We start from the raw sequence: 23,773 nt of genomic DNA, 5'->3' as shown, positions 1-23,773 counted from the left end.
TGAACAAACATGAACAAAGTTGCAAGGATATTTCTAAATTGTATAAACAGAATATGTACAAATCATAGCGAGTTCACTATAATTGAACGGTGGAATAATATGACCAATTTCTTACCATTAAACATAGAAATTCAACATCGGAGGTACGGAGCCTATGACTACGGTTGAATATACAGCTACAATGACCATTGGTAAAATTCCGATTGGCAGACGGATTCTCGAAATCATGCAGGAAAAAGGGAATGCTTTCACGATTCGAGCTTTTGCGGAGAGATTGGGTGAGAATCGTGAAACTTTCAGACAGACTCTGTTGGGCAATCGTCCGATTTCGCTTTTGTTGGTCGAAAAGATTGCAGACGGGTTGGGCCTGACAGAACAACGCCTACGGCAATTGGACACCTTCAAGAAGGAGGAGGAATTGGTCACTCTGCTGAAAGCCACGACGAGAACGAAAGTGATGCTCATGCGCGCGCATTCCATTGCTCACGAACTAGTTGAGACTGCGTTTGGTTCAACTGAACGTGGATTTGCTTTCAACAACTTAGGTAGAGCGCAGTATCTCATGCAACAGTTCGAGGATGCACATGAATCGTGGAAAAAAGCGTTGTTCTTTGCGAGAGAAATGCAACGCGCTTTCGAGGACACTCGTTTGTTGAAGATCGTTTCTGAGAACCTGATGTTGACAAGTACCAGACTTAAAGACTATGGCGGTGCGAATGAAATGCTCCAATTTGTCGAACGGACTGCTGCTGATGATCCTAACACATTAGGCATGATTGCCTACGCCAGAATGGTGATGTATGGTGATCGTGGAAACTTGGAGTCTTCGAAGAAATTTGCGTATGAATCGCTTGAATACTTCCGTAAAACCAATAATATGAAGCAAATTGGCTACGGGCATCTCAACGTGGCGAGAATCGAGTATCTCTCAGGGAATTATGAAGCTTCTGTGAAGGTGTTGGATTCCGTATTCGATAGTATTCTAGATTGCGAAGATATTCTCGTTGGTGCTGTTAAGGAGTATGTACGTGCCCTTATTAAGTTACACCAGTATGAGACCGCAATCCAGATTGCAGAACAGCATGAATCGGTCATAAAACAGTTCCCCGATGATTGGCGTAAGTTACAGGTCATGTATACAGTATTGAAGGATGACCCAACATACGCTGACAATATTGCAATGGATTTACAAGCTAGTGTTGAAGGTCAAACCCTTGCGTGTAAGTGCCTTTTCGAGTATTACGTGAAACGTGGTGACGCTGAGTCTGCAATGCGTTACTATGAACTTGAGCGGAAATATTCGCGCGATAATTCCGAGTTCTATGATAGGGAGGGCTTTTAGGGTGAAAGGAAGAATCTTGTTCGGTCTTGCGTTTCTTGCAGTAGCTGGATTCGTGCTTGCAGGTACGAGCGTTACCAAATCGGCGCAATGGTATGGACCAGAGCCGTCAGGAATCGTTTCCGTTACAGACTAAGAACCCCATCCCCCTCGTTGCAGTTGTAGACGAGGGGCTTTATTTTGTCATTATTGAGATGACATGAACCTGTGCCAAATTAATAATGACAGTCAGTGATGATCGCCGTTTCCCTGATTCTCAAATCCATTTATCAGAGTTTCACCACACGGATTACGACCGACAACGATTCTTCGTGAGTCATCCGTTACATAGCTCGTTACGGGAGAACTTTAACCATTATCGAGTAAAGAAACAGGAGTTGATTTTTTTCTTTTGAGACCAGATGACCTAGACGCATTCATGTTAAAACATGATTTCAATATGAAGACAGAAATGTATCAACGCATCAAGCGAAAACTTGACTTGCCAAACGGTCTGCCTTTTGACAAAGAGGAAGCTCTTGCTCTGATTGATGAGATCATGAAGGGAAAATCGATACCTCACTTGCGATTGGAATTGTGCAAGTATGTTCTAGATGTGTACTTTAATGGTGACTACTACCCCGATAGGGAAACATAAGCAGTTTGTAACATCCGAAGGTATGGATCTACTCGGCGTAATTCATCCTAGAAGTAGTATTCTAAGTCGAATTAATCCGAAACTTCTTGATGTTTCGTCCTATTCATGTCTACCCTCAGTTTGAGGCATAAAAAAATCCCCCTCGCTTCATTCTGAGGAAAGATTATCTCATGCTCCGTGTTTGGGAAACAGGTTGGGAGTGTTTACACTTACTTTGGAACTGTATTATGTGAAAAAAGTCCTGCTTTCTATTACCTCAGTGACGAGGGGGATATATTGAAAATGGATTTTGTCAATTCGTTCGATGATTTAGTTGGGAAGTTAGGGTATTTAGATACGGCCGCGAGTTAATCCCTGGGAGAAGGTGATTGGATTTTGAAACAAGTTGGGAAGGTGATCAGTTTACTCTTGGCCGTGTGTTTGGGCTTGCTTCTGTTTAGCAACTTGGACAAGGGGTTTATCAAGTACGAACAGGATGTATTACAGGTCATCGTCCGACCGGGAATGGCACTAGGAGACATGACTTCCAACTTTTCGGGAATTCAGGTCTTGGACGTCGAAAAAGGTCTCGTGGCAATACCGTATGGAGCGGTTGATGATTTACAAGAGCAATTGCAACGCTTACCAGGCGTGAAACAGGTCGAAAAAGTCACAGTGAAGCCGCACTATAGTTTAAAAAAACTTTTGTATAGCATCAAGCAACAAGTGATGCAGTATGCAAAGGGCGAGTTTGGTGGCCTCAGTTATAAATCAAGGCCGGAGCGAGTGTACGATATTTCAGGTCAACTTATGGTTTTATTGACCAGGTCTTTGGGCTATTTGCTGGCGGGTCTTGGACTTGGGGTCGTGTGTAGTTTGGGCTTGGTTGTGTTGGGCGCGTGGAAACCGAGACTAGGTAAATGGTTTGACGGAGTTCACGCGTTACTGTTCGGAATCCCGGATTTCTTCATGGTGACGCTGTTTCAATTTGGTGCCATTATGATTGCAAAACGAACAGGATACAAAGTGTTTTCCATTATGCAGTTTTCAGATGATATCCCCTTTGTCATTCCGATGTTGTCGATTGCGATCCTGCCGGGGATTTTGCTGTATGGTGTCGTGCGGCTGGCCATCGAGCGTGAATGGGAGCAGTCCTATGTGAGGACGGCCTACAGTAAAGGGCTGTCCAAGAGCAAGGTTTTGTTTCACCATATCTTGCGAAATACCTATCCTGACCTACTTGCAGTCCTCCCACGTACCATTGCGTTATCGATCACATCGTTACTTGTTGCGGAAGTTATGTGCGGTATTTTTGGGCTGGGTGGATATGCGGTCAACAAAGATTTGGTTCGGGTCACGTCACTCACAACGACCTGTGCGATTTTGTCTGTTGTCGTCATCACAGCCCACATCGTATCGTTTGTCATGCAACGCAAATTCTCGATAAAACATGAAGGTGGAGCCATCAGCGCAACGAAAAAGCCATATTCGCGAAAAGACAGCCTTTTGTACGGGCTGTCTTGGATCGCATTTTCACTTCTGGTGTTCGTTATTGTGGCAGGCGGGTGGCTGATGCCGCATACGATCGGTACGGGAGATCGGATTCAATGGATCACAGAGCAGGTCGACGGAGTCGTCAAGTATGTCACGCCCCCCTTTGCTCCAAGCAGCCGACATTGGTTGGGTACTGATCACAGGGGTTTGGACGTACTGAGTCTATTGGTAAACGGGGCGCGGTATACGTTTGGATTTGCTCTCTGCGTAACGGTGCTACGGCTACTCATCGGTGTACCAATGGGGATGTGGTCAGGACTGACTGGCAAGGGTAAAGAACCGTTGGCTTGGATGAACATCATCACATCGTCAGTTCCTTCCTTGTTGCTAGTATTTCCAGTCCTCTACGGACTTTCCCAACAAGGTTTGGGGTTTCAATCCATAGGGGAATCAGGAGGCGTGCTGTTTAGCGTGATTTTGATCTGCTTGTTGGTGTTCTTGGGAGTCTTTCAGATTGCGGGGCAGTTCTCAGCGAGAGCGCAATTTTATCGAGATAGCTTGTATATTGATTCCGCACGAACGATGGGTTCTTCCACATGGCGGATCATGCGGGTGCATCTCGTTCCACAACTGCGGCTGGAATTGATCTATGCAGCCATCGTGGAACTGGTGCAAGTTTTGTTCGTTATGGGACAGTTGGCAGTGTTAGGGTTCTTTTTTGGTGGTGGGGAGATGTTTGGTGTCGGGGAAGGGAACTTTTTCCCGCTGACAACCACTGGAGAATGGGGGGGAATGATTGCGTATGGCGTTCGAGTGATCCGCTCCTACCCTTGGATCATTTTGAGTGCTGGTGCAGCCATGACGCTTACGATTCTCTGCCTGATGTTTTTCTCAAACCAAATGCAACGTCGTTTTGAATATCCTCGTATACAACCGGCCAAAAATCCTTATCGTTTTATGGAGCCCCGCATGTTGACAACAGCCGGGGTAACCATTTCGATTTGTATGTTGATCGTCATCACCCTTAAAATGCCATCTACTATGTCTGAGAAGCTTACGAGTCAAGTACCTCCGACCTTGGAGAATGTACCGTCAATACCAAGTGCGGAACCTTCTGCTAAGCAGGTAGAAGATTTCAAAGTTGGTTGCCGAAATGTTGCGGAAGGCTTTTTGCGCTATTTAATTCAAGGGAAATGGGATATGGCCTCCAGTTACATCATGGATGGTTCGCAGGACATTAGCAAACCTGTGAAGCCTTTTGATGCTTGGATGACTGCTTTTACAGACCGGGGCTACCAATTGGTGAGAATTGGGGGAGTTCCGGAAATCCCAAAAGGAAAGTCCATGTACCAAGGAGTTGAACTGGAGATTTCAGTACTGGATAAAAACGGTCAGTCGGAAGTGTGGGTTCTGCAGGTGGATAATCACTATGTAATAGCGGGTCGAGAAGAGCCTAAATAAGGTACTGGCGAGAGTTTTGTGCAATGTTGCCACTCGACGAGTGCAGGGGGTTGCTTTTTGCCATACTACCGGAGGTGGTCAAACACACAACCCCAACTTGAGGAGGCTGATTCCATGCCGAATACGCAAACGACCCAGATCCAGCAACAACTCGTACAGTGCCAGCAAGCCATTCAACAACTGGTGCAACAAACGCAGCAAGCGAACCAAGTCTACCAACAAATGCTCCAACAAGAACGCCAAAACGCCGAAGTCCTCCAACAACTGGCGCAACGCGAACAGCAAGCCGTTCGCAACATCCAGTTCAGCCTGCAAGGTCACGAAGTCGCGCTGCAACGTTTGCAACAGGTCTCCCAAGTATGCAACCAACTGGAACAAACGATTCGCTTCACCGAGCAACAAGTCCCCGTCACCGCCCAATTCCAAGGCACCTACCGCTAGTTCCAAAAAGACCGTCACGCCCTGCGCGTGGCGGTCTTTTTTTGCACCAAAGCCGTATACAAATATTGGCATGTTTTATTGAAGATGCATTTATGATATCCTTTCTTTTACTTAACAATTTGCTAGATTTTTGGGTATGTAGGCGATATAATGTTTCTAAGTCGAATTGGCTCGGTTAATTTATTATTATCGTTCAATACAGTACGTATCTCATTTGGGCAGGTGGAGGAGCAATGGGGCAGGACAAGACACTGATCGATACCTTGCAACGGGTGCAGGAACATGCTGAAACCGGGGTCATGTTGATCAACGGCAGTCACGACGAAACGTCGATTCGCTATCGAGACCTCTACACGCGTGCACGACGCGTCCTGCATGTCTTGCAAAAAAAAGGTCTGCGTCCGCGCCAAGAACTGGTTTTGCAGGTGCAGGAGGAGCAGGTGTTTTTGGATGTGTTTTGGGCTTGTGTGCTGGGGGGAATCGTACCCGTGCCCTCCACCGTCGGAACGACAGCCGAACATCGCTTGAAGCTGGTGCAGATCTGGAACGTCCTGCAGCAACCGATGTTGGTCACTACAGCGGACGGGTGGCAGCACTTCGTGGCGCACATGGACAAGCAACCCGCAGTTCGGGAGATGGAGAGTCGTCTGATCTACACGGACGAACTGGTCCGCGCCGCTGCGCTTCCAGACGCACCACTTGGTGACCTCTATGAAGCAACGCCAGAGGAGATCGCCTTCATCCAGTTCTCGTCCGGCTCCACAGGCGATCCGAAGGGTGTCGTCCTGACACACGCCAATGTCGTGAGCAATCTCGCAGCCATCGTCGCCGGCGTGCGAGCGGGTGCCGGTGACTCTGTTTTGAGTTGGATGCCGCTGACCCATGATATGGGGCTGATCGGCATGCACTTGATGGCGCTGTATGCGAGTCTTCCCTTCTATTTGATCCCGACTCCGCTGTTTGTACGTCGACCTGCGCTCTGGTTGGCGAAAATCAGCGAACATCGCGTGACGCTGACCTCATCGCCAAACTTCGGGTACAAGCTGTTCCTGACCACGTTCAAGCCTGCGCGTGCCGCCGAATGGGATTTGTCTGCCCTGCGCGTCATCTTCAATGGAGCGGAACCGATTTCCTATGAGCTGTGCAACCGCTTTTTGGATGACTTGGCTCCGTATGGGTTGCGGCGCACGGCGATGTTCCCGGTGTACGGCCTCGCTGAAGCGACGGTTGGAGCGGTATTTCCCGCGCCAGGCGAAGAGATGCGCCAAGTCCGCGTCGATCGTCGGACGCTGGTGCTCGGAGGTCGTGTGGAGGAAGTGACGGAGCCGGAAAGCCACATGTACGAGTCTTCCTTTGTCGATGTCGGCACACCGATTCGCGAGCTGGAGCTGCGCATCTGCGGAGAAGCGGGGGAAGTGCTGGACGAGATGCACGTCGGGTATATCCAGATCTGCGGCGCGTCGGTCACGCCGGGATATTACAACAACCCAGAGGCGACCGAGCTTGTCCGCACGGCTGACGGCTGGTTGAACACGGGCGATCTCGGATTCCTGCGCGAGGGGCGACTGGTGGTGACCGGTCGTGCCAAGGACATCCTGTTCGTCAACGGGCAGAACATCTACCCACACGATGTGGAGCGTGTCGCGGAAGGCATCGAGGGCATCGAGCTTGGAAAAGTCGCCGTCACCGGCGTTTTTGACCCTACGCTCCAGCGCGATCTGATCCTCTTGTTCGTGGCCTTCAAGCACCACCTCAGGGAGTTTGCACCGCTCGCCCTGCAACTCAAACGCTACATCGCTCGCCTGGTCGGGTTGCAACTTGACCATGTGTTGCCTGTGCGAGCGATTCCGAAGACCACCAGTGGAAAAGTCCAACGCTACAAGCTCGGGGAGCAGTTCCAGAGTGGGGAGTTCGACATGACACTGGCAGATCTGCAGGTGTACATGCAAGAGTTGGAAGCGGCGGTGCAGGTGATCCCGCCGCGCAACGAGGTGGAGGCGACGATCTTGGGCCTGTGGCAGGAGGTTCTGGAGCAGGAGTCGATCTCCGTGGAGGACAATTTTTTTGAACTCGGAGGCAAGTCGACGCTGGTCGCCCAGATCGTCGGTCAATTGGAGGCGCTCTATCCCCAGCGTGTGCAGATCAGCGATCCCTACTCGTTGCCGACGATTCGGCAGATGGCGGATCACATCCTCGCTACACCGCGTGCGGTCACGCTAAAGCCTGTGCAATTTCCGCAAGCCTACCTAGCGCCTCCGCATGAAGTGGGCGGGATCGAGACGTTGCACGCCCGAGTTCCGGCTCCGATCGTGGAGCTTTTGCGGCAGTTGGCGAGTGAGATGCAGGGGTCTTTGCTAGACTTGCTCGCGCTGGTCTTCGCGAATTTGCTGACCCAAGTCACGGCGAAGGCAAGCGTCCAACTGTCGGTGGTGATCGAAGACGATCAGGTCGCCGCACTGGAGTTGGACTTGTCCGCTGTGGAGTCGCTATCGGATGCGCTCCATCATGTGCGCGAGCAACTGGCCACGCCGCGGGAGCTCATCGCGTTTTCCGAATTGCTCGGGATGGCGCGCCGGGAGGAGGAGCAAGGCATCCTGACTTGCTTTTTCCACCGCGAGACGCGGGTGGGGCATGTGGAGTGGTTGCAGGTCTTCGATCTGGTCTGTTGGGTGGAGGAGTTTGAGGACGGGTTGCGACTCGCCTGCCAGTTTGCCGGGCGGCGTCTGCGTGCTGCCAAAATGAAGGAATTGCTGACGCTCTACGTCAAACTGTTGCTCCATCTAGCGGGGAAATCTTCGAGCGGGAGAGAATAGCATGCTGCAATTGTCTGATCTACAGCTCGACCAGCTCGTACTGGACGACTTTGAAGTCGATCTCCCGTCTCCAGAGGAGATCCGCCAGCGGGACATCGCGGTGATCGGCATGGCGTTGCGCGTGCCGATGGCAGACAGCGTGGAGGCGTTTTGGCACAACATCCGCGAGGGCGTGGGCTGTACGCAGTCGTTTCCGATCGAGCGGCGGCGATATGCCGATCGCTTTTTGGACTACATCGGCAAGTCGCCGGAGCGCACGTACACCCCAGGCGGCTATCTGGAGGGCATCGAACGGTTCGATGCGAAGTTTTTTCGGATGTTGCCGACCGAAGCCAGTTTGATGAGCCCAGACCAGCGGTTGTTTTTGGAATGCGCGTGGGAGGCGTTGGAGGATGCGGGGTATGGCGGTCCACGAGCTGTCGGAACGCGAACGGGGGTCTATGTCGGGCATGTCGGGGACCTCGCGGGCTACAATTATCGGCAGTTAATCGATGAACTTGATGTCGATCCACTGATGCGCCCGGCATCCGTTCCTGGCAATCTCTCGGGGATCGTCGCCAGCCGAATTTCCTACCTGCTCGACTTGAAAGGCCCTGCGATGCTGATCGACACCGCTTGTTCCTCCTCGCTGGTCGCCGTGCACCAAGCGTGTACGGCGATCCGCACGGGCGATTGCGAGATGGCGTTGGCCGGTGGGGTGCGCTTGAACCTGATCCCGCTCGAACAGGAACATGCCAAAGTCGGCATCGATTCGTCAGACGGCAAGACGCGGGCGTTTGACAACCGTTCAGATGGCACGGCGATGGGAGAAGGCGTGGGCTGTGTGCTGTTGAAGCCGCTGGAACAAGCCTTGCAGGATGGCGACCCGATCTATGCAGTGATCAAGGGCAGTGCCGTCAACCAAGACGGTCTCTCGGCAGGCATCACATTTCCCAATGCACAGGCGCAGACCGATGTGTTGGTGCGGGCGTGGAAGGATGCCAACATCGACCCGTCGACGCTGTCCTATGTGGAGGCGCACGGAACGGGGACCAAGATCGGGGATCCGATCGAACTGAACGGACTGACCCGCGCCTTCGCACGCTATACCGATCGCAAGCAGTTCGTCGGCATCGGGTCGCTGAAGTCGAACATCGGGCACACCTACCAGACGGCCGGAGTCGTCGGGCTGATCAAGGCAGCGCTCGCCCTGCACCATCGCGAACTTCCGCCCACGTTGCACGTGCAGGAGCCGAACCGGCAGATCAAGTTTGTGGAGACGCCTTTTTACGTGAACAGCCGGCGGCGGGCTTGGTCGGCGGGGGAGACACCGCGCCGATGCGGGGTCAGCTCCTTCGGATTCAGCGGGACCAATGCACATGTCGTGCTGGAGGAAGCCCCCCTGCGGGAAAAAGCGCCAGAGCGCCGCGTGCCGCAGCTGCTCGCGCTCTCGGCGATGACGCCGGAGTCGTTGCGCAGACTGGCGCAGCGTTTTGTGGAAACGTTACCGGCGTCAGAAGCGACGTGGGAGCAAGTCTGTTACACAGCGGGCTTGGGACGAGCCCACTTTTCCCATCGCATCGCGGTGGTCGCTTCTGATAAAGCAGAGGCTGTGTCTGCCCTGATCGCTTGGTTGGAATCGGGGCAGCTCGTGCCCAGCACCGAGGAGATGCAGACGGTCGCCGATGCGTACATGAGCGGAGAACAGGTGGAGTTCCAGCGCGTGTATGCGCGCAAACGCATCGACTTTGTGCATCTGCCCACCTACCCATTCGACCGGGTGTGTTGCTGGGTGGACGTTCCAGAGACTGCACAACCTGCGCGCAACGAGGTGGCGGTGACGGCAGAGGAATTCCCAGGCTCGGTCTGCACCCCGTCCAACGGGATCGTGCTGACCGGTCGGGAGGACAACGCGTACACCGACATCGAACGCCAACTCGCAGACGTCTGCTACCGGGTGTTGGGGCTTGCGGAGATCAACATACAGGATAGCTTTTTTGATATGGGCGGCAATTCGATTCTGTTGCAGATCGTGTTTGGACACTTGCAGAGCTTGTACCCAGAACAGGTGAAGCTGACCGACTTGTTTGCCCACTCGTCGATTGCACGGTTGGCGCAACGTCTGGCAGACGAACCGCCTTCGCCAGAACTTGCTGTTGAGGCGGAGCGCCCCGAGCACAGTGCGGACGACTTGCATCGCTTGCTGGATGAGATCGCGGCGGGCAGGTGTACGATCGAGCAAGCGCTGGCGTTTTTGCGAGAGTAGGAGATGGGGGCAAGGGAGGGACGAGCATGGAACAGCTTCTCAAGTTGATACTCGAACAGGCGGCTGCCGGGAACTTGGAGCGCGACGCAGCGGTCGAAGCGCTGCAATGGGTTCGCCAACAGGGCAAGCCGCCCCACGAGGACATCGCGATCATCGGTGTCGCGGCCGACTTGCCCGGGGTGGATTCGCTGGAAGACTTCTATCAGAATCTGCGCACGGGAGTCGATGCCACCCGGTCGTTCCCCAAGCAGCGCCGCGCAGATATCGACCGCTACTTGCGCTGGATTGGCAAGCCGGATGCGGAGATGACGTATCGGGAGGGGGCTTACCTCCCGCGGATCGACGAGTTTGATCATGCGTTTTTCCGCATGTCACCGAAGGAAGCCAGCCTGATGGACCCGAACCAACGCTTGTTCCTGCAGACGGCTTGGCATGCGCTCGAAGACGCTGGCTATGGCGGGGAACGGCTGTCGGGCAGTCAGACCGGCGTCTATGTCGGGTTCGCCAACACCGTCAAGGACAGCTATCAGAAAATGATCATCGACGTGGAACCGACCCAAGTTCCGATCTCCATCGCGGGAAACTTGCCAGCGATGGTGCCCACGCGGCTGTCCTATCTGCTGGATCTGAAGGGGCCGACGATGGTGGTGGATACGGCTTGCTCGTCGAGTTTGGTGGCGCTGCATCTGGCATGCCAAGGCATTCGCCAGGGCGATTGTGAGCAGGCGGTGGTCGGTTCGGTCAAATTGCACACGGTGCCGCTGGATGATGAGAATTACCAGATCGGCATGGAATCGTCCGACCACCGGACGCGCGCGTTTCATGACCAGTCGGACGGAGCTGGTATTGGAGAAGCCTCGATTGCGGTGTTGATCAAACCGTTGCGGGCCGCGTTGCGGGATCGCGATCAGGTCTATGCGGTGATCAAGGGCAGTGCGATCAACCAAGACGGCAAGTCGATGGGAATCACCGCACCGAACCCGGACGCACAGACGGAGGTGTTGGTGAAGGCTTGGGAAGCGGCGAAGGTTCACCCGGAGACGCTCTCCTATCTCGAAGCGCATGGCACAGGGACCCAGATGGGGGACCCGGTGGAGATCGAGGGGTTGAAGGCTGCATTTGCCCGCTATACAGACAAAAAACAAGTCTGCGCGATCGGATCGGTGAAGCCGAACATCGGCCATCTCTACGAGTGTGCAGGCTTGGCGAGCGTGGTGAAGGCAATTTTGATGTTCAAGCATCAGGAGCTGTTGCCGACACTGCATGTCAAGCGACCGAACCGCTACCTCGATTTTGTGGATTCGCCGCTCTACCTGAACACCAAACTGCGCCCGTGGCGCACACCTGTTGGCACTCCGCGACGGCTCGGCATCAGCTCCTTTGGATTCAGCGGCACCAACTGCCACCTCGTGCTACAGGAACCCCCGCTGGGGAAAAAAGAGTCTGTCCGCCTCAGCGGAGACTCTTCATCGGGGCAACCCGGTGCGATCACGAATGCTGATCTGTATCGCGAAGCAGGCGCAAGTCACGGGCAGGGTGGTCTCGACATCCTGCCACTTTCGGCCAAGAGTCGTGCTTCCTTGGAGGCCTTGGTAGCCCGCTACTGTGACTTTTTCGAAAAAGAGTACGTCCCCGCGCTGCGCGACATCTGTTACACCGCACAGACGGGGCGTGGGCATTACGAGCACCGGTTGGCGCTGGTGGTGCAGGATCGCGCGCAAGTGCTGGAGATGTTGCACCGACTTCGGACAGAGGGCTTGGACACCCCGCTTGACGGGGTGTTTTTTGAACAGCACGAGCGAGCGCCGCGCAACGACTTGGAGAAACTCTGCGTCCAGTACGTTCGCGGTGCAGTCATCGACTGGCACGCGCGGTCGGCAGGGTACACACAAACTCACGCCAAGGTCAGCCTCCCTACTTATCCCTTTCAGAAAACGCGGTGCTGGCTGAACATCCCGGAAACCGCACCTGCATTGGACTCCACCTCCACCAAGCAAGGCTCCCCTGAACTCATCGCCTATGCCGATCAGCTCAGGGGACGTCCCACAGGCGAGTACACGGAAATCGAGCAAACCATCGCGCGCGTCTGGTGTGAAGCGCTCGGCATTCCAGAATTGAGCATTCAGGACAACTTTTACGACCTCGGCGGAGACTCGGTGATCGGAATACGGATTCTGCACCGGATCAATGAACAGTTGGGGTTGCAGATGGAGACGGGTGAGTTTCTCAAGCATTTGACCATCGAGAGCGTGGCGAAGTATCTCGAATCATTGAGGTGACAGCAGACATATGGAGAAAATCGCGTTATTATTTCCCGGGCAAGGGTCGCAATACCCCGGTATGACTCAATGGTTCTACGATCAGTTCCCGATGGCCAGACGCACAATGGAAGAAGCGAGCGACGTGCTCGGGCTCGACCTCGCCCGCATCTGTCAGCACGGCAGTCCCGAGGAACTGTCCAAACCGGAAACCTTGCAACCCGCGGTGCTGACGGCGAGCGTGGTGGCATTTCGCGTGTTCCAACAGGAGATTGGCGTGCTGCCCGAGTTCTGTGCGGGCCATAGTCTAGGGGAGTACGCGGCGCTGACGTGCAGCGGTGCGATCTCGTTCGCTGATGCCCTGCGCATCGTGCAACGCCGAGGCCGTCTCGCGGCAGAAGTTGTCGAGCAGGGCGGAACGACGATGTCGATTTTGAAAAAAGTCTCGATCCCGCAGGTGGAAGCAGAGTGCCGCCGCCTCACGCAAGCAGGCCGGATGGTGGGGGTCAGTTGCTACAACGCAGATAGCCAAGTCGCGGTCTCTGGGCAGGAAGCGGCGGTGCGCGAGTTGGAGAGATGGGTGGAGTCCAATGGCGGCTCGGTCGTGCGCTTGCCAGATTCGCCGCCGTATCACAGCCCGCTGATGCAGGAGGCGGCAGATCGGTTGCGGGAGGAATTGTCCGCGCACACGTACTATCCGCTGCGCTGGCCAGTGATCAGCAACGTGACAGGTGCTCCCTACCCTGGTGCGGAGTCGATCGTCGACCTCCTGACCGCACAGATCGCGAAACCCGTGCAGTGGCAAAAAACGATGCACTACCTGCACCGTCAAGGCATCACCAAAGCGATCGAGATCGGCCCGAAAAACGTCCTCACCACACTCGTGTCGCGCAACGTGGAGGACATGCAGGCGTACTGTTTCGACCAACGAACGGATCGCCAGAAGTTGGTGGAGTTTTTCACGGGGCGCATCGAGCAACAACATGTGCCGCACTTTCTCGGTCGGTGCCTGACCATCGCCGTCTCCACGCCGAATCTGAATCCTGATGCGCGCGACTACGAGCGGTGTGTGATCGCTCCTTATCGACGGATCGAGGCGATCCAGCACACGATTGAACAGAGTGACCAGCCGGCCACGCTCGACCAGATGAAGGAAGCGCTCCAGCTGTTGCAGACGATTTTCACGTACAAACAAACCCCGCTCCAAGAACAAAAGGAATGGTTGCACCTCCTGCGCGAGGAGACGGGAACCTACTATGAGTTCCCCGAGTTGGGGTGAGGGAAATTCAATACGGAATCCAGCCTGATTCTCGGCTGGTTTTTTTGTGTGCATGACGATGAGTTCGTTGGGAAATCTAGAGAATAACGGTTTTCTTCTCCTCTTTCCCGACCTGTTTTGTTATAATGGGACGGTACGTCAGATATGAGTACAGACTACTAGTAGGAGAGAACGACCTATGAGTAGCTACAAAGTTCGTTGGTTTAAGGATCTCGATATTTTCCTGATCCTCGTGGTCCTCGCACTCTGCGCGGTCAGTATGCTCGCCATCTCCAGCGCTACACATAGCTTGGAGGGCGGTAGCAAGACGTATGTCATCAAGCAAGTGGTCTGGGGTCTGATCGGCCTCGGCGTCATGATCTGGTTGGTTCGCACCGATTATCGCAACTTGACCCGCTATGTCGAGTTTGGGTATGGAGTTTCGATCGTGTTGCTGATCCTCGTGTTTTTCTTTGAACGGGTGAATGGGGCACATGGTTGGATTCCACTCGGCGGGTTTGCGTTGCAGCCGTCCGAGTTTTTCAAAGTCGTCTTCATCCTCATGGTGGCGAAGTATCTGGCCAATGAACAGGAGGACGAGGAAGGGCGTCGTGCAGACCCCATCCGCAATTACTTGTTCCTCGCGGTCTACAGTGTGCTGGCGATCGGTCTGATCGTCGTAGAACCGGATCTTGGGCAGACGATGGTGCTGATGGCGATCCTCGCGGCTGCGATGTTTGTGCATCTGCCGTCGCGGGTGTTTTGGACGCTGGCTGGGATTGCGCTCGTGGTGCTTGCCGTGGTCGTCGTCGCGGTCTTCATGTATCCGGATCAGTTTCTCACCTTGCTCGATACCTTGGTGAAAAAGGGAATTCTCGCACAGCATCAATATGGGCGATTCGAGAGTTTCATCTATCCTGAGCGCGATTTGGCTGGTTCAGGCTATCAAGTCTACCAAGCAAAAGTTGCGATCGGTTCTGGTCAGATGTTCGGCAAAGGTCTCTACCAAGGTTCCCAGACGCAAGGCAGTTGGGTGCCGGAGCAGCAGACCGATTTTATCTTCACCGTGATCGGTGAGGAGTTGGGATTTGTCGGTTCGGTCGCGGTGATTTTCTTGTTCTTCCTGATGATCTACCGGATCGTAGCCAATGGCCTGCAAGCGGGTGACCGCACAGGAATGTACATCTGCTCGATGGTGGCGGGGATGTTTACCCTGCAAATCTTCGAGAACATCGGGATGTCGTTGCAATTGATGCCGATGACCGGCGTCACGCTCCCGTTTATTTCGTATGGCGGCTCGTCCGTCCTCACCAACTTCATGCTGACCGGCATCGTCCTGAACATCGGGCTCCGGCGGCGGAAGCTAAGTTTCGTATCGTAACACACATGCAGCGCATGCAAAGCGAGTGCCGGTCACGGTCCTCGCTTTTTTTCCAAACATGAGGTGAACCGTGAGTATGAAAATCAAGGAAGTGATCGTCGTTGAGGGCTACCACGACAAACAGGCGATCGACGCGGCGGTAGAGGCCGATTGTCTGTTATCGAACGGCTCTGCAGTCAGCGAAACCTTCTTAAAACAAGTGGAGCGCGCGGCACGGGAGCGCGGGGTGATCGTCTTCACCGACCCGGATGGGCCAGGGGAGCGGATTCGGCGGTTGGTTTCACGACGTGTGCCGGGCTGTAAGCACGCTTTTTTGCCCAAGCGGGAAGCGACGTTGAACGGGGATCTCGGCATCGAGAATGCCTCGCCGGAGTCGATTCGCCGTGCCTTGGAGAGCGTGCGCACGGAGTGGTCGGGGCAGGAGTCCGAGTTCTCGTGGCAAGAGATGATCGAGTACGGATTGACTGCACATGAATTTGCGGCACAGCGCCGGATGGTGTTGGGCGAGAAGCTCGGCATCGGATATGGCAACGCCAAAGCGATGTGGAAGAAGCTGAACATGCTCGGGGTCTCCCGCGAGGAGTTCGAAGCCTGTTTCACCGAGATCAAGGAGGAGAGTACCTCATGACGGAAAAACGTCTCGTCCTGCCGTCCGTTACGCGCGACGTGGTGACACGGCACGGATTCCAGTTTAAGAAATCGCTAGGGCAGAACTTCCTGATCGACGGCAACATTTTGGATAAGATCGTCGAAGCGGCTGAATTAGATGAAGGCGCAGGCGCGCTGGAGATCGGGCCGGGGATCGGCACGCTGACCCAAGAACTGTGTGAAGCGGCACAGCAAGTTGTCGCCGTGGAGAAGGACGGCCGTCTGTTGGGCGTGCTGAAGGAAACGCTGTCGGAGTACGGAAACATACATATCGAGCACAATGACGTGTTGGAAGCGGACTTGCCTGCGATTTTTGAGAAGTGGTTCCACGGGCTGGAAGTTTCGGTCGTGGCGAACCTGCCGTACTACGTGACGACGCCGATCGTGATGAAGTTGCTGGAGGAGAAACTCCCGTTGCGCAACATCGTCGTGATGGTGCAGCGCGAAGTGGCGGAACGGATGGCAGCGAAACCGGGTGGCAAGGACTACGGCACGCTGTCGATTGCCGTGCAGTACTGGACAGAGCCGGAGATCGTGACCCGCGTTCCAGAATCGGCGTTCATGCCAGCGCCCAATGTCGAGTCATCGGTGATCAAGCTCAAAGTGCGCAAGGAGCCGGCGGTGCAGGTGAAGGACGACAAACTGTTCTTCCACCTCGTCAAGGCCTGCTTCGCCCAGCGCCGCAAGACGATCCTCAACAACCTGCAAGCGAACCTCCAGCCCAAGCGGGACAAGGAAACGATCCTCGCCGCCTTGGAAACCGCCGGTGTCAACCCGACCCGACGCGGGGAGACGCTTTCCTTGGAAGAGTACGCCTTGCTGGCGGATGCGTTGGTGTAGGTTAGATCGAGTAACGAGAGACAGACCTTCGGATGAGGGTCTGTCTCTTTTTTTGCAAAAAAAAGGCACACACAGGATCACGAATGGAGAAGTGAACTGAGCAAGCCTAGTAGGATCTTTTTTCGGAACCTTTTTGTTTTTTGCCGACACGGTTTTTTAACGCTTTTTTCATTCTGTCTACCTTCGCCTGATCTGGAGGCCGATGGAGCTCATCGAGTATCTCTTTTGCCTGCTTACCCTTGATGACGTACTCATGATCATGCGCCACGACAAAACACGCCCCTTTTCGCTTGTGTTTTGTATAGATGCCATTCTATGAGTCAGTCTGTCCAAAAATGATAGTTTTTAAATCCCGGCTTCAGCCTCAATATCTTCTTCAGGCAAAATGATCCCCTGAGGGATCGCATAACGCATGAGTACCGTATAACCATCACTTCGGTTGCCCGGTATTTGGGTAACGTCAAACCCGTTGTGCCAATACCATTGTACAAGCCATTGCTCGTTTATCGCTTGAAGAAACACATATCGGCACCCAACTTCTTGAGAGAGATCGTAGGCATACCCAAGGATCTCATCAATGACAAGGGTTCCGATTTTTGATTCATGCTTTCTGTACCTAAGATCTACTGCCAGATAAGGGATCTCGAGTGCTGGTACATACAAATCGTCTCCTCGTCCATTGACACTTTGCGCCTCACTATGGTCTACTCGAATTTTTGAGCAGCAACTTGTGTAAAAGCCCAGTATTTCTGTTTCGTTATGAATCAGGAGTCGTGTTCTTTTTACACCATTTGCCTGATCAATGTTGGCTTGATGTTTCAAGTAGTGATTGAAGTTGTCCTCATGCTTATCAAAAAGGAAACCCCCAACGTCATGTTTCTCCACGTCAAGAGTTTCCCAATCTAAATCGGATCGGTTAATGACCAAGTTGATTACCCACCCTTACTTGATGCGTTTCCCACTCGCCACGCGATTGTTCATCGCCTTTTTCAATGCGGCGACCTGACGTCCACCAGCCGGACGGTTTATTTCGGAAGATATTTCTTTGGCTAGGTTACCCGTAATAACGGAGGGCACGAAATCTACACTAGGATTCTTCATTATCGGCATCATATCACTCCTTACTTAGCATCATGAAATGGTAAAAACCAGATAACTAAAACTAGTTTTTACACGATCAATCTATCATAAGTATCCAATGAATACATAAAGGTGTCAAGGTTGGCATATTGCTCCCAGCGGTTCGGCTTTTCCCTACTCTCTTATCGATCAAACGGGTTATAATGAAAGTAATCACTTTACAAAAAGTAAGCGGAGGTCGATCGAGATGGCAACATTCCAAGAATACGTACAACTCAGCAATTTCGTCTACACGGACAACCTGCACACAATACCCGCTGGGCAGACCATCGCAGACATGCAGCCCGCGCTTTCGAACTGGCGCTCGGGAGTTGATCTTGAAGTCGTGGGGAACTGGCGCATGGTCTATCTGATGGACAGGCCCGCGTCCGGCTTTTTCGGGGCTGCGTTTCGAAAAAGCGACGAGGTGATCGTCGCTTACCGTGGCACTGAGCCGGACAACATCGGCGATTGGGTGGCGGATGCGGCGTTTGCCAGCCGTTTGATGGAGCGTCTCAACCCGCAGATGGACGATGCAATCGACTTGTTCCGCGCCGTACAAGCAGAGTACCCGGATCACACCCTCACGATCACCGGGCACTCCCTCGGCGGCGGACTTGCACAGAAAGCGGCGATGTCGTTCAACACCGTTGCGACTACCTTCAATGGACCTGGTGCGCTCCACGCAGCCAACCATGAGGAGCACATGAAATTCCTGCGTGGCGACTACGATCACGTGATCTCAAACTATGTGCAGTCGGGTGACATTTTCGTCGGCAACAACCGCTTGCTCCGCCATGCCGGTCAGGTGATCGTGCTCAACGAGGATCAACTGGGCATGAGCGTTGAGGATGTCAAAAAAATCCTGCACTTCGCCTTCCACCCGATTGTCAACTTTAACGGCGACTGCAACCCGGACGGCTCGCTCAACGAAGCGCACGTCGTCAAAGTACGCCTCGAAGACAAACCGTCGATCATCCGCGACACCGCCGAAAGTCTGCTCGCCCATTTCGGTTGATCGCTTACATGATTCCAGCACCGTCCGAATAAACTAGCTCTAAAGGGCGGTGATTTCCCATGGAATTTATGAACCCAACGCGAGGTATGCTCTCGCTGCCCCTCGTCGTGCGGGACATGTTGGACTTTGTTGGTGAAGCGCCGGAGAGCGACTACCGCATCATCATCGGCTCCGACTCGCAAAACAAAGAATCGCGCCACCGAACCACGTTCGTGACGGCGATCATCGTACATCGCATCGGCAAAGGCGCCAAGTATTATTTCCACCGTCGCCATCGTCCGTTGATCAACAATATGCGCCAACGCATCTTCACCGAAGCCTCGCTCTCGCTGCTGGTCTGCGGTGAACTGCGTCAGCAGTTGGCGCTCCTGAACCGCGAGCAAAAGCGCAATCTGGAAGTCCATCTCGATGTCGGTCGCAACGGGGCGACACAAGTGCTGATCAAGGATCTGGTCGGCTGGGTCGAAGGCAGCGGCTATGAGGCGAAAATCAAGCCCGAGTCGTTTGTCGCTTCCAAAGTTGCCGATCGCTTCACACGAGTCTAAGTCAGGAAGCACCCCGTTGGGTGCTTTTTTCTTGATTCTTAGGTTATACTGTTACTAAAACAGTGTGGAAATTTCGAATGGAGGTACTAGTTTGATCGCGACAGTGGTACATACATATGAGCAAGTGAGCGAGACTATTCGCGAGGTCGGCATCCTTCCGTTGTCGTCCTTCATCCCGGAACATCCGTCGCTCGAATCGATCACGCCCAAGGACGCGTGGCACACCGGCGCGGAAACAGATCCGTGGCTGTGGCGTGACCGTGTGGCCGGCGAGGGCGTGGCGGCCTACGGGCGCTTTTTCAAAAAGAAACCGATCCTCGTATCGCTTGAGTTGTACCCCTACTTGCAGGCGGTGCTTCGTGACGAGTTGACCGTCGAGGAACGCTATGCGGATGGCAAACTGTCCCATGCGGCGAAAAAAGTCTATGAGGCGGTCGCGGCTGATGGCGGGATCGACACCAAAGCCTTGCGCAAAGTGGTCGGGATGCAGGACAAGGATTCCAAAAACGACTACGACAAAGCGTTGGTCGAACTCCAAGAATCCGGCGATCTCGTGATTGCAGGCATCGCCGAACGCCTCAACGACCAAGGCCAGAAAAACGGCTGGAACTCCACCTGCTACGAACTTGCCGACCGCTGGTTGGAGCAAAAAGGCTCCGCTGTGCGGGAGCTCTCCCGCGAGGAAGCCAAGGCGCACCTGTTCACACACTTGGAGCAGGTCTGCACCGAGCCAGCGCTGGCGTTTTTCCGCAAGTTGTTCAAGTAGTGCTTTTCTACTCATACTGAAGTCAAACTCATGTTTGCCGATGGCAACCGCATCCTACTTGATGTCTACAATGCCTTCTATGATTGACTTGTCGTACAAGACGAGACCCACCGTTGATTCTCTTATCGACTGTGATTCTTTATACTTTTGGCAATCTAGGATACTTAAAAAAACCGCTCAGGTCCTCGACCCGAGCGGTTTTTTCTTCTATCAAGGTAGCGGAACTTGTGCTTCCAGAGCTTTTTCCGCTTGCACGGCGGTTTCAAATGCGACCTTGATCTGCGCGGTGGTCAGATACCCCGTGCCTTTGCCGTTCAGCACGGCAGTAGCAACGACAGACTTGTCGGTCAGCATCGCATACTCAGAACCTGCGCTCACCACGATCCCGAGCGTGTTCGCGTTGTGCTCCAACAGGCTCTGCATCACGCTCGCATCGGCCGCTTTGTTGATCGCGGAGATCGTCAACTGGGCAACGGTCACCGTACCTGTCACCACATCCGGGATCTTCGTATGATCGACAGGTTCGCCATTCACGAGGTCGATCATGCTTTGCACAGTACCGTAATCTTGGAACACCGTCCAGACTTGCGCATCGGCTGGAATCGTCACTTGTGCAAGTTTCACCGTCCCGACCAGTTTGATGCGCGTCTGCTTGTCTATAACTTTGACCTTGGCATACTTCCCGTTGAGATCGACATGGGTCACCCCGCTGCCGATCGTCAGCGAGGGGATCAACACGCGAGATTCCGCCGAGAGATACGCATCCGACTTCACGGTCAGATCGCGCAACGTCGTCAGTCCCGCCGCCACGACATGCACCGAGGGTTTGTTGACTTCCACCACGTTCAGGTGGGCATCCGTGAGCGTGACCGTGTCCGCCGACCCGCCGTTGATCCGTAACGTACCTTGCACGCTGACCCCGTTCGCCGCAAAGTCATTTTGCACCGTGGACGCCACTTCCATGTCGCCAGCGACCACAACATCCTGCAGCGTCACATAGTCTCCAAGCACCCGCACATCTCCGTCCACCGTCTGTCCATGCCCGTTGAAGACCACGTTGCCGCTATACTCTGCCGCGCTGTCGGCCGGAGCGAGTCCTGCCGCCGTGAGCTCGAGGTGTTTGAGCCGCGTCACGACGCCATTTTTCACTTCGACATCGACTTTTGCTCCTCGCAGCGCGGCTGCGTTCGCCGGGCTGAACAGACTTTTCAAGCCCTCGCTCACCCCGTACTTCATGCCGCCGATCGTCACGCCACCGCTGGTGACTTGGGTGACCACAGAGGCAGTGATCGGCACCTGCAACGCCTGGCGCAAGTTCATCGCCACCACCGCCACCTCTTGGCGCGTGGCCGCTTGTTGCGGGTGGAAGTAGGCCCCGTCGCCTTTCATCAACCCGAGGTCGATCGCCGCCTGCACGTAATCCTGCGCCCAACTGCTGATCTGCTTGCGATCGGCCACGGTCAAATTCGTGCCCCGTCCCGTCACATCTGCCTGTCCGAAAGCGCGGACCAACAGCACCGCCATCTCCTCGCGGGTGATGGAGCTGTCAGGACGAAAGGTTCCGTCTCCGTCGCCTGTCATCAAGCCTTTGGCACGCAACGCTTCAATAACTCCGTGCGCCCAGTCGGCATCTGCGACATCCGAATATGCACTTGGCGAACTGCCCAGCGGGTTCAGACTCAACACGTTGGCGAACACCTTCGCCATCTCTTGACGGGAAATGGTCTCCAATGGGCGAAACTGTCCGCTTGGATCGCCAGCAAACAGTCCTGCGCTCTGGCCTTCTACAATCGCGGCCTGTGCCCACAGGTCCGCGCTGGTGAGATCGGTAAAGGTTGCTGCCGATGCGACGCTCGGCACGAGGGCCGTGGTCAACACGAGCGTTGCTGCCAGCCACTTGTTGATGCGTTTGATCATCTCGTCATTCACTCCCGAACTTCGGTGATAGATTCTAGACTCTATTATAGAAGGGAGTTATTGAATTTGTATGAACAAAAACAGCTCGACTCCGCGGAGTCGAGCTGTTTTTTCTAGAGAGCAGAAGCGTCCCGCGTCGAGGTGAACGAGTAATCGGTGTAGTCCGGCTTGAACCACTTGAATCCGATGCTGACCTTGCCGGTCGCATCCGGCGGGTTGAACTGGTAGTCCTCCGGGCGAATCGGCTTCATGTCGACCAACAGGTGGGTCTTCTCCGGGTTCTGCACGTAGAAGGTCAAGCCCCGCACCGCATCGATCGACAGCGGTTGCGGACCGAAGATCGGGTCTTGGATCGCGGTGACGTTCAGCCACGTTTCATCGCCTTGCTCTGCCGTCGCCACCTGCACGAACTTGCGCGCAACTTCGTACTTCAACAGGCGCGTGGTGCGGGCGACCAAGACTTTGCCATCGTCTTGGTACTGGGCGAGCAAGCGGAGCGCCTGCACGCCTTTTTCATCAAATGGAAAACGCAGGTCGTAGCCGCCGAAATGTTGGGCGAGCAGCGCGTACTGCTGATGTTCCACGAGGCTGTCGAGCGTGCCGGTGTTGATCTGGCGGTGAATTTCGCGCGGCACCCAGTTCCAATCGAGGCCGGTTTTGGTGAGGTCATGCGTGTACCGGTGGAAGCCCCACAGCTTCTGCCCATCGCGCAATTTGATCTCGAACAGCGGCGACTCCCACCCCATCTGCGGCTCACCAATCGAATTCCAGACGAAGTGGATGCCGTTTTTCACCGTCAAATCGGTGTGGTAGTGGGGCGAACTCGGGTTGTCACCCGCTTGATACGCGGAAAAACGATGCGGGTCGTACCCGCCAAATGCATCAACATTGGCCTCATTGCCGTGGTTGATCCAAACTTCGAGGTTGATGCCGTCCTGTTTCAACGCATCCCACGCGGCGACTGCGTACTCGCGCTTGAACACCGGATCGTAGTGATCCTTGCGCGAGAAGTCCCCGAACGTGTGCATGGAATCGATCCAGCCGACCTTCCAGTAGTGTTTGATCTCCGCGTCGAAGTGCTTTTGCGTGGAGTCGGTTCCTTTGAAATAGGTCATCACGCCGTCCAGTCCGTGGTCGTAACTGTCGGTGTGGTTCGGCTGGTTGTTCGCCATGAACATCCAGAACGAATCCCCGACATCAAGCCCAAGACCGGGGCCCCCCTCGGTCTGTTCCTTGGTGTTTAAAAAGCGATGATAGTCAGAAAACTCCTCCGGCGTCGTGTCATCAATGTCAGACGTGAGCGCCAGCATCGAGCGGAAGGGGTACGGAAATTTGCGCAAAAGGTTGCCAGTCGGCTTGCCGCTTTGCAACGCAACCTTCAAATTGTCCGGCACCTGTGCTTTGGCGAGACGCTTGCGATTCAACCAGGCGTCTTCGTCCTGTGGAGCGATCTCCTCGACCTCGATCACCGGTTTTTTCTCAAGCTGTTGTGGTGTCGTCAAGTTCACGGTCTCCGTAACCGGCTGCGTTGAACGGCTCCCGATCATCGTAATCCCCAGCGCCAACGCGGTCAAAATCAAGACTTTTGGTTGGTTCCCCCAAAGTTTTTTCATA

The 23,773-nt window shown here is 54.4% G+C and carries 17 protein-coding genes; 13 read left to right on the top strand and 4 right to left on the bottom strand.

Annotated features, from left to right (window positions below):
* Positions 1 to 154 precede the first annotated feature (154 nt).
* The 10 genes from C7459_RS17290 to rsmA all read left to right on the top strand — a co-directional run bounded on the left by C7459_RS17290 (position 155) and on the right by rsmA (position 16,794).
* Positions 155 to 1,342 (top strand): helix-turn-helix domain-containing protein, encoded by a 1,188-nt coding sequence (locus C7459_RS17290; protein ID WP_109690539.1) that lies wholly within the window; start codon positions 155 to 157, stop codon positions 1,340 to 1,342.
* A gap of 1,009 nt (positions 1,343 to 2,351) precedes the next feature.
* Positions 2,352 to 4,910 carry an ABC transporter permease subunit gene (locus tag C7459_RS17280; protein ID WP_109690537.1) on the top strand — a complete coding sequence of 853 codons (2,559 nt, stop codon included), beginning with the start codon at positions 2,352 to 2,354 and terminating at the stop codon, positions 4,908 to 4,910.
* Between the two features lie 114 nt (positions 4,911 to 5,024).
* Positions 5,025 to 5,351 (top strand): hypothetical protein, encoded by a 327-nt coding sequence (locus tag C7459_RS17275; protein ID WP_109690536.1) that lies wholly within the window; start codon positions 5,025 to 5,027, stop codon positions 5,349 to 5,351.
* 233 nt (positions 5,352 to 5,584) lie between these two features.
* Positions 5,585 to 8,164, top strand: a complete 2,580-nt coding sequence (locus tag C7459_RS17270; RefSeq protein ID WP_109690535.1) for a non-ribosomal peptide synthetase — start codon at positions 5,585 to 5,587, stop codon at positions 8,162 to 8,164.
* Between the two features lies 1 nt (position 8,165).
* Positions 8,166 to 10,409: a type I polyketide synthase gene (locus C7459_RS17265; protein ID WP_109690534.1), complete on the top strand. Its 2,244-nt coding sequence runs from the start codon at positions 8,166 to 8,168 to the stop codon at positions 10,407 to 10,409.
* A 26-nt stretch (positions 10,410 to 10,435) separates the two neighbouring features.
* Positions 10,436 to 12,688: a type I polyketide synthase gene (locus C7459_RS17260; protein ID WP_109690533.1), complete on the top strand. Its 2,253-nt coding sequence runs from the start codon at positions 10,436 to 10,438 to the stop codon at positions 12,686 to 12,688.
* Positions 12,689 to 12,698: 10 nt separating this feature from the next.
* Positions 12,699 to 13,946: an ACP S-malonyltransferase gene (gene fabD, locus C7459_RS17255; RefSeq protein WP_109690532.1), complete on the top strand. Its 1,248-nt coding sequence runs from the start codon at positions 12,699 to 12,701 to the stop codon at positions 13,944 to 13,946.
* Between the two features lie 178 nt (positions 13,947 to 14,124).
* Positions 14,125 to 15,306 carry an FtsW/RodA/SpoVE family cell cycle protein gene (locus tag C7459_RS17250; protein WP_109690531.1) on the top strand — a complete coding sequence of 394 codons (1,182 nt, stop codon included), beginning with the start codon at positions 14,125 to 14,127 and terminating at the stop codon, positions 15,304 to 15,306.
* Positions 15,307 to 15,382: 76 nt separating this feature from the next.
* Positions 15,383 to 15,934 (top strand): ribonuclease M5, encoded by a 552-nt coding sequence (gene rnmV, locus C7459_RS17245; RefSeq protein ID WP_109690530.1) that lies wholly within the window; start codon positions 15,383 to 15,385, stop codon positions 15,932 to 15,934.
* Positions 15,931 to 16,794 carry a 16S rRNA (adenine(1518)-N(6)/adenine(1519)-N(6))-dimethyltransferase RsmA gene (rsmA, locus tag C7459_RS17240; protein WP_109690529.1) on the top strand — a complete coding sequence of 288 codons (864 nt, stop codon included), beginning with the start codon at positions 15,931 to 15,933 and terminating at the stop codon, positions 16,792 to 16,794. Before rnmV ends, rsmA begins: the two co-directional genes overlap by 4 nt.
* 106 nt (positions 16,795 to 16,900) lie before the next feature.
* Here the strand turns inward: rsmA and C7459_RS23445 are convergent, their stop codons facing one another.
* Both C7459_RS23445 and C7459_RS17235 read right to left on the bottom strand, forming a co-directional pair.
* Positions 16,901 to 17,062 carry a hypothetical protein gene (locus C7459_RS23445; RefSeq protein ID WP_170119527.1) on the bottom strand — a complete coding sequence of 54 codons (162 nt, stop codon included), beginning with the start codon at positions 17,060 to 17,062 and terminating at the stop codon, positions 16,901 to 16,903.
* 77 nt (positions 17,063 to 17,139) lie between these two features.
* Positions 17,140 to 17,721 (bottom strand): hypothetical protein, encoded by a 582-nt coding sequence (locus C7459_RS17235; protein ID WP_109690528.1) that lies wholly within the window; start codon positions 17,719 to 17,721, stop codon positions 17,140 to 17,142.
* Positions 17,722 to 18,121: 400 nt separating this feature from the next.
* On the opposite strand from C7459_RS17235, the gene C7459_RS17230 reads away from it, so the two are divergent.
* The 3 genes from C7459_RS17230 (at position 18,122) to C7459_RS17220 (ending at position 20,242) form a co-directional block, all read left to right on the top strand.
* Entirely contained in the window at positions 18,122 to 18,931 is an 810-nt protein-coding gene (locus C7459_RS17230) for a Tle-like phospholipase domain-containing protein (protein WP_109690527.1), read from the top strand.
* Positions 18,932 to 18,990: 59 nt separating this feature from the next.
* Complete coding sequence (locus C7459_RS17225) at positions 18,991 to 19,476, top strand: ribonuclease H-like YkuK family protein (RefSeq protein ID WP_109690526.1); 486 nt, start codon at positions 18,991 to 18,993, stop codon at positions 19,474 to 19,476.
* 91 nt (positions 19,477 to 19,567) lie between these two features.
* The gene (locus C7459_RS17220) at positions 19,568 to 20,242 is read left to right on the top strand and encodes an AlkZ-related protein (RefSeq protein ID WP_109690525.1); all 675 of its coding nucleotides are present in this window, start codon (positions 19,568 to 19,570) and stop codon (positions 20,240 to 20,242) included.
* A gap of 210 nt (positions 20,243 to 20,452) precedes the next feature.
* On the opposite strand, the gene C7459_RS17215 is transcribed toward C7459_RS17220, so the two are convergent.
* Both C7459_RS17215 and C7459_RS17210 read right to left on the bottom strand, forming a co-directional pair.
* The gene (locus tag C7459_RS17215; protein ID WP_109690524.1) at positions 20,453 to 22,159 is read right to left on the bottom strand and encodes an S-layer homology domain-containing protein; all 1,707 of its coding nucleotides are present in this window, start codon (positions 22,157 to 22,159) and stop codon (positions 20,453 to 20,455) included.
* A gap of 113 nt (positions 22,160 to 22,272) precedes the next feature.
* Positions 22,273 to 23,772, bottom strand: coding sequence for a hypothetical protein (locus tag C7459_RS17210; protein ID WP_109690523.1), 1,500 nt, complete (start codon positions 23,770 to 23,772; stop codon positions 22,273 to 22,275).
* Position 23,773 lies beyond the last annotated feature (1 nt).

The sequence above is a fragment of the Tumebacillus permanentifrigoris genome, assembly GCF_003148565.1.
GTDB lineage: Bacteria > Bacillota > Bacilli > Tumebacillales > Tumebacillaceae > Tumebacillus > Tumebacillus permanentifrigoris.
The sequence above is the reverse complement of the archived record's forward strand: the minus strand, read 5'-3'. Positions and strand labels throughout refer to the sequence as shown.

Coding starts and splice junctions, on each gene's coding strand:
- rsmA (WP_109690529.1), top strand. CDS start 15,931: ATGACGGAAAAACGTCTCGTCCTGCCGTCCGTTACGCGCGACGTGGTG.
- C7459_RS17265 (WP_109690534.1), top strand. CDS start 8,166: ATGCTGCAATTGTCTGATCTACAGCTCGACCAGCTCGTACTGGACGAC.
- C7459_RS17250 (WP_109690531.1), top strand. CDS start 14,125: ATGAGTAGCTACAAAGTTCGTTGGTTTAAGGATCTCGATATTTTCCTG.
- C7459_RS17225 (WP_109690526.1), top strand. CDS start 18,991: ATGGAATTTATGAACCCAACGCGAGGTATGCTCTCGCTGCCCCTCGTC.
- C7459_RS17260 (WP_109690533.1), top strand. CDS start 10,436: ATGGAACAGCTTCTCAAGTTGATACTCGAACAGGCGGCTGCCGGGAAC.
- C7459_RS17290 (WP_109690539.1), top strand. CDS start 155: ATGACTACGGTTGAATATACAGCTACAATGACCATTGGTAAAATTCCG.
- C7459_RS17210 (WP_109690523.1), bottom strand. CDS start 23,772: ATGAAAAAACTTTGGGGGAACCAACCAAAAGTCTTGATTTTGACCGCG.
- C7459_RS17275 (WP_109690536.1), top strand. CDS start 5,025: ATGCCGAATACGCAAACGACCCAGATCCAGCAACAACTCGTACAGTGC.
- fabD (WP_109690532.1), top strand. CDS start 12,699: ATGGAGAAAATCGCGTTATTATTTCCCGGGCAAGGGTCGCAATACCCC.
- C7459_RS17215 (WP_109690524.1), bottom strand. CDS start 22,159: ATGATCAAACGCATCAACAAGTGGCTGGCAGCAACGCTCGTGTTGACC.
- rnmV (WP_109690530.1), top strand. CDS start 15,383: ATGAAAATCAAGGAAGTGATCGTCGTTGAGGGCTACCACGACAAACAG.
- C7459_RS17270 (WP_109690535.1), top strand. CDS start 5,585: ATGGGGCAGGACAAGACACTGATCGATACCTTGCAACGGGTGCAGGAA.
- C7459_RS17230 (WP_109690527.1), top strand. CDS start 18,122: ATGGCAACATTCCAAGAATACGTACAACTCAGCAATTTCGTCTACACG.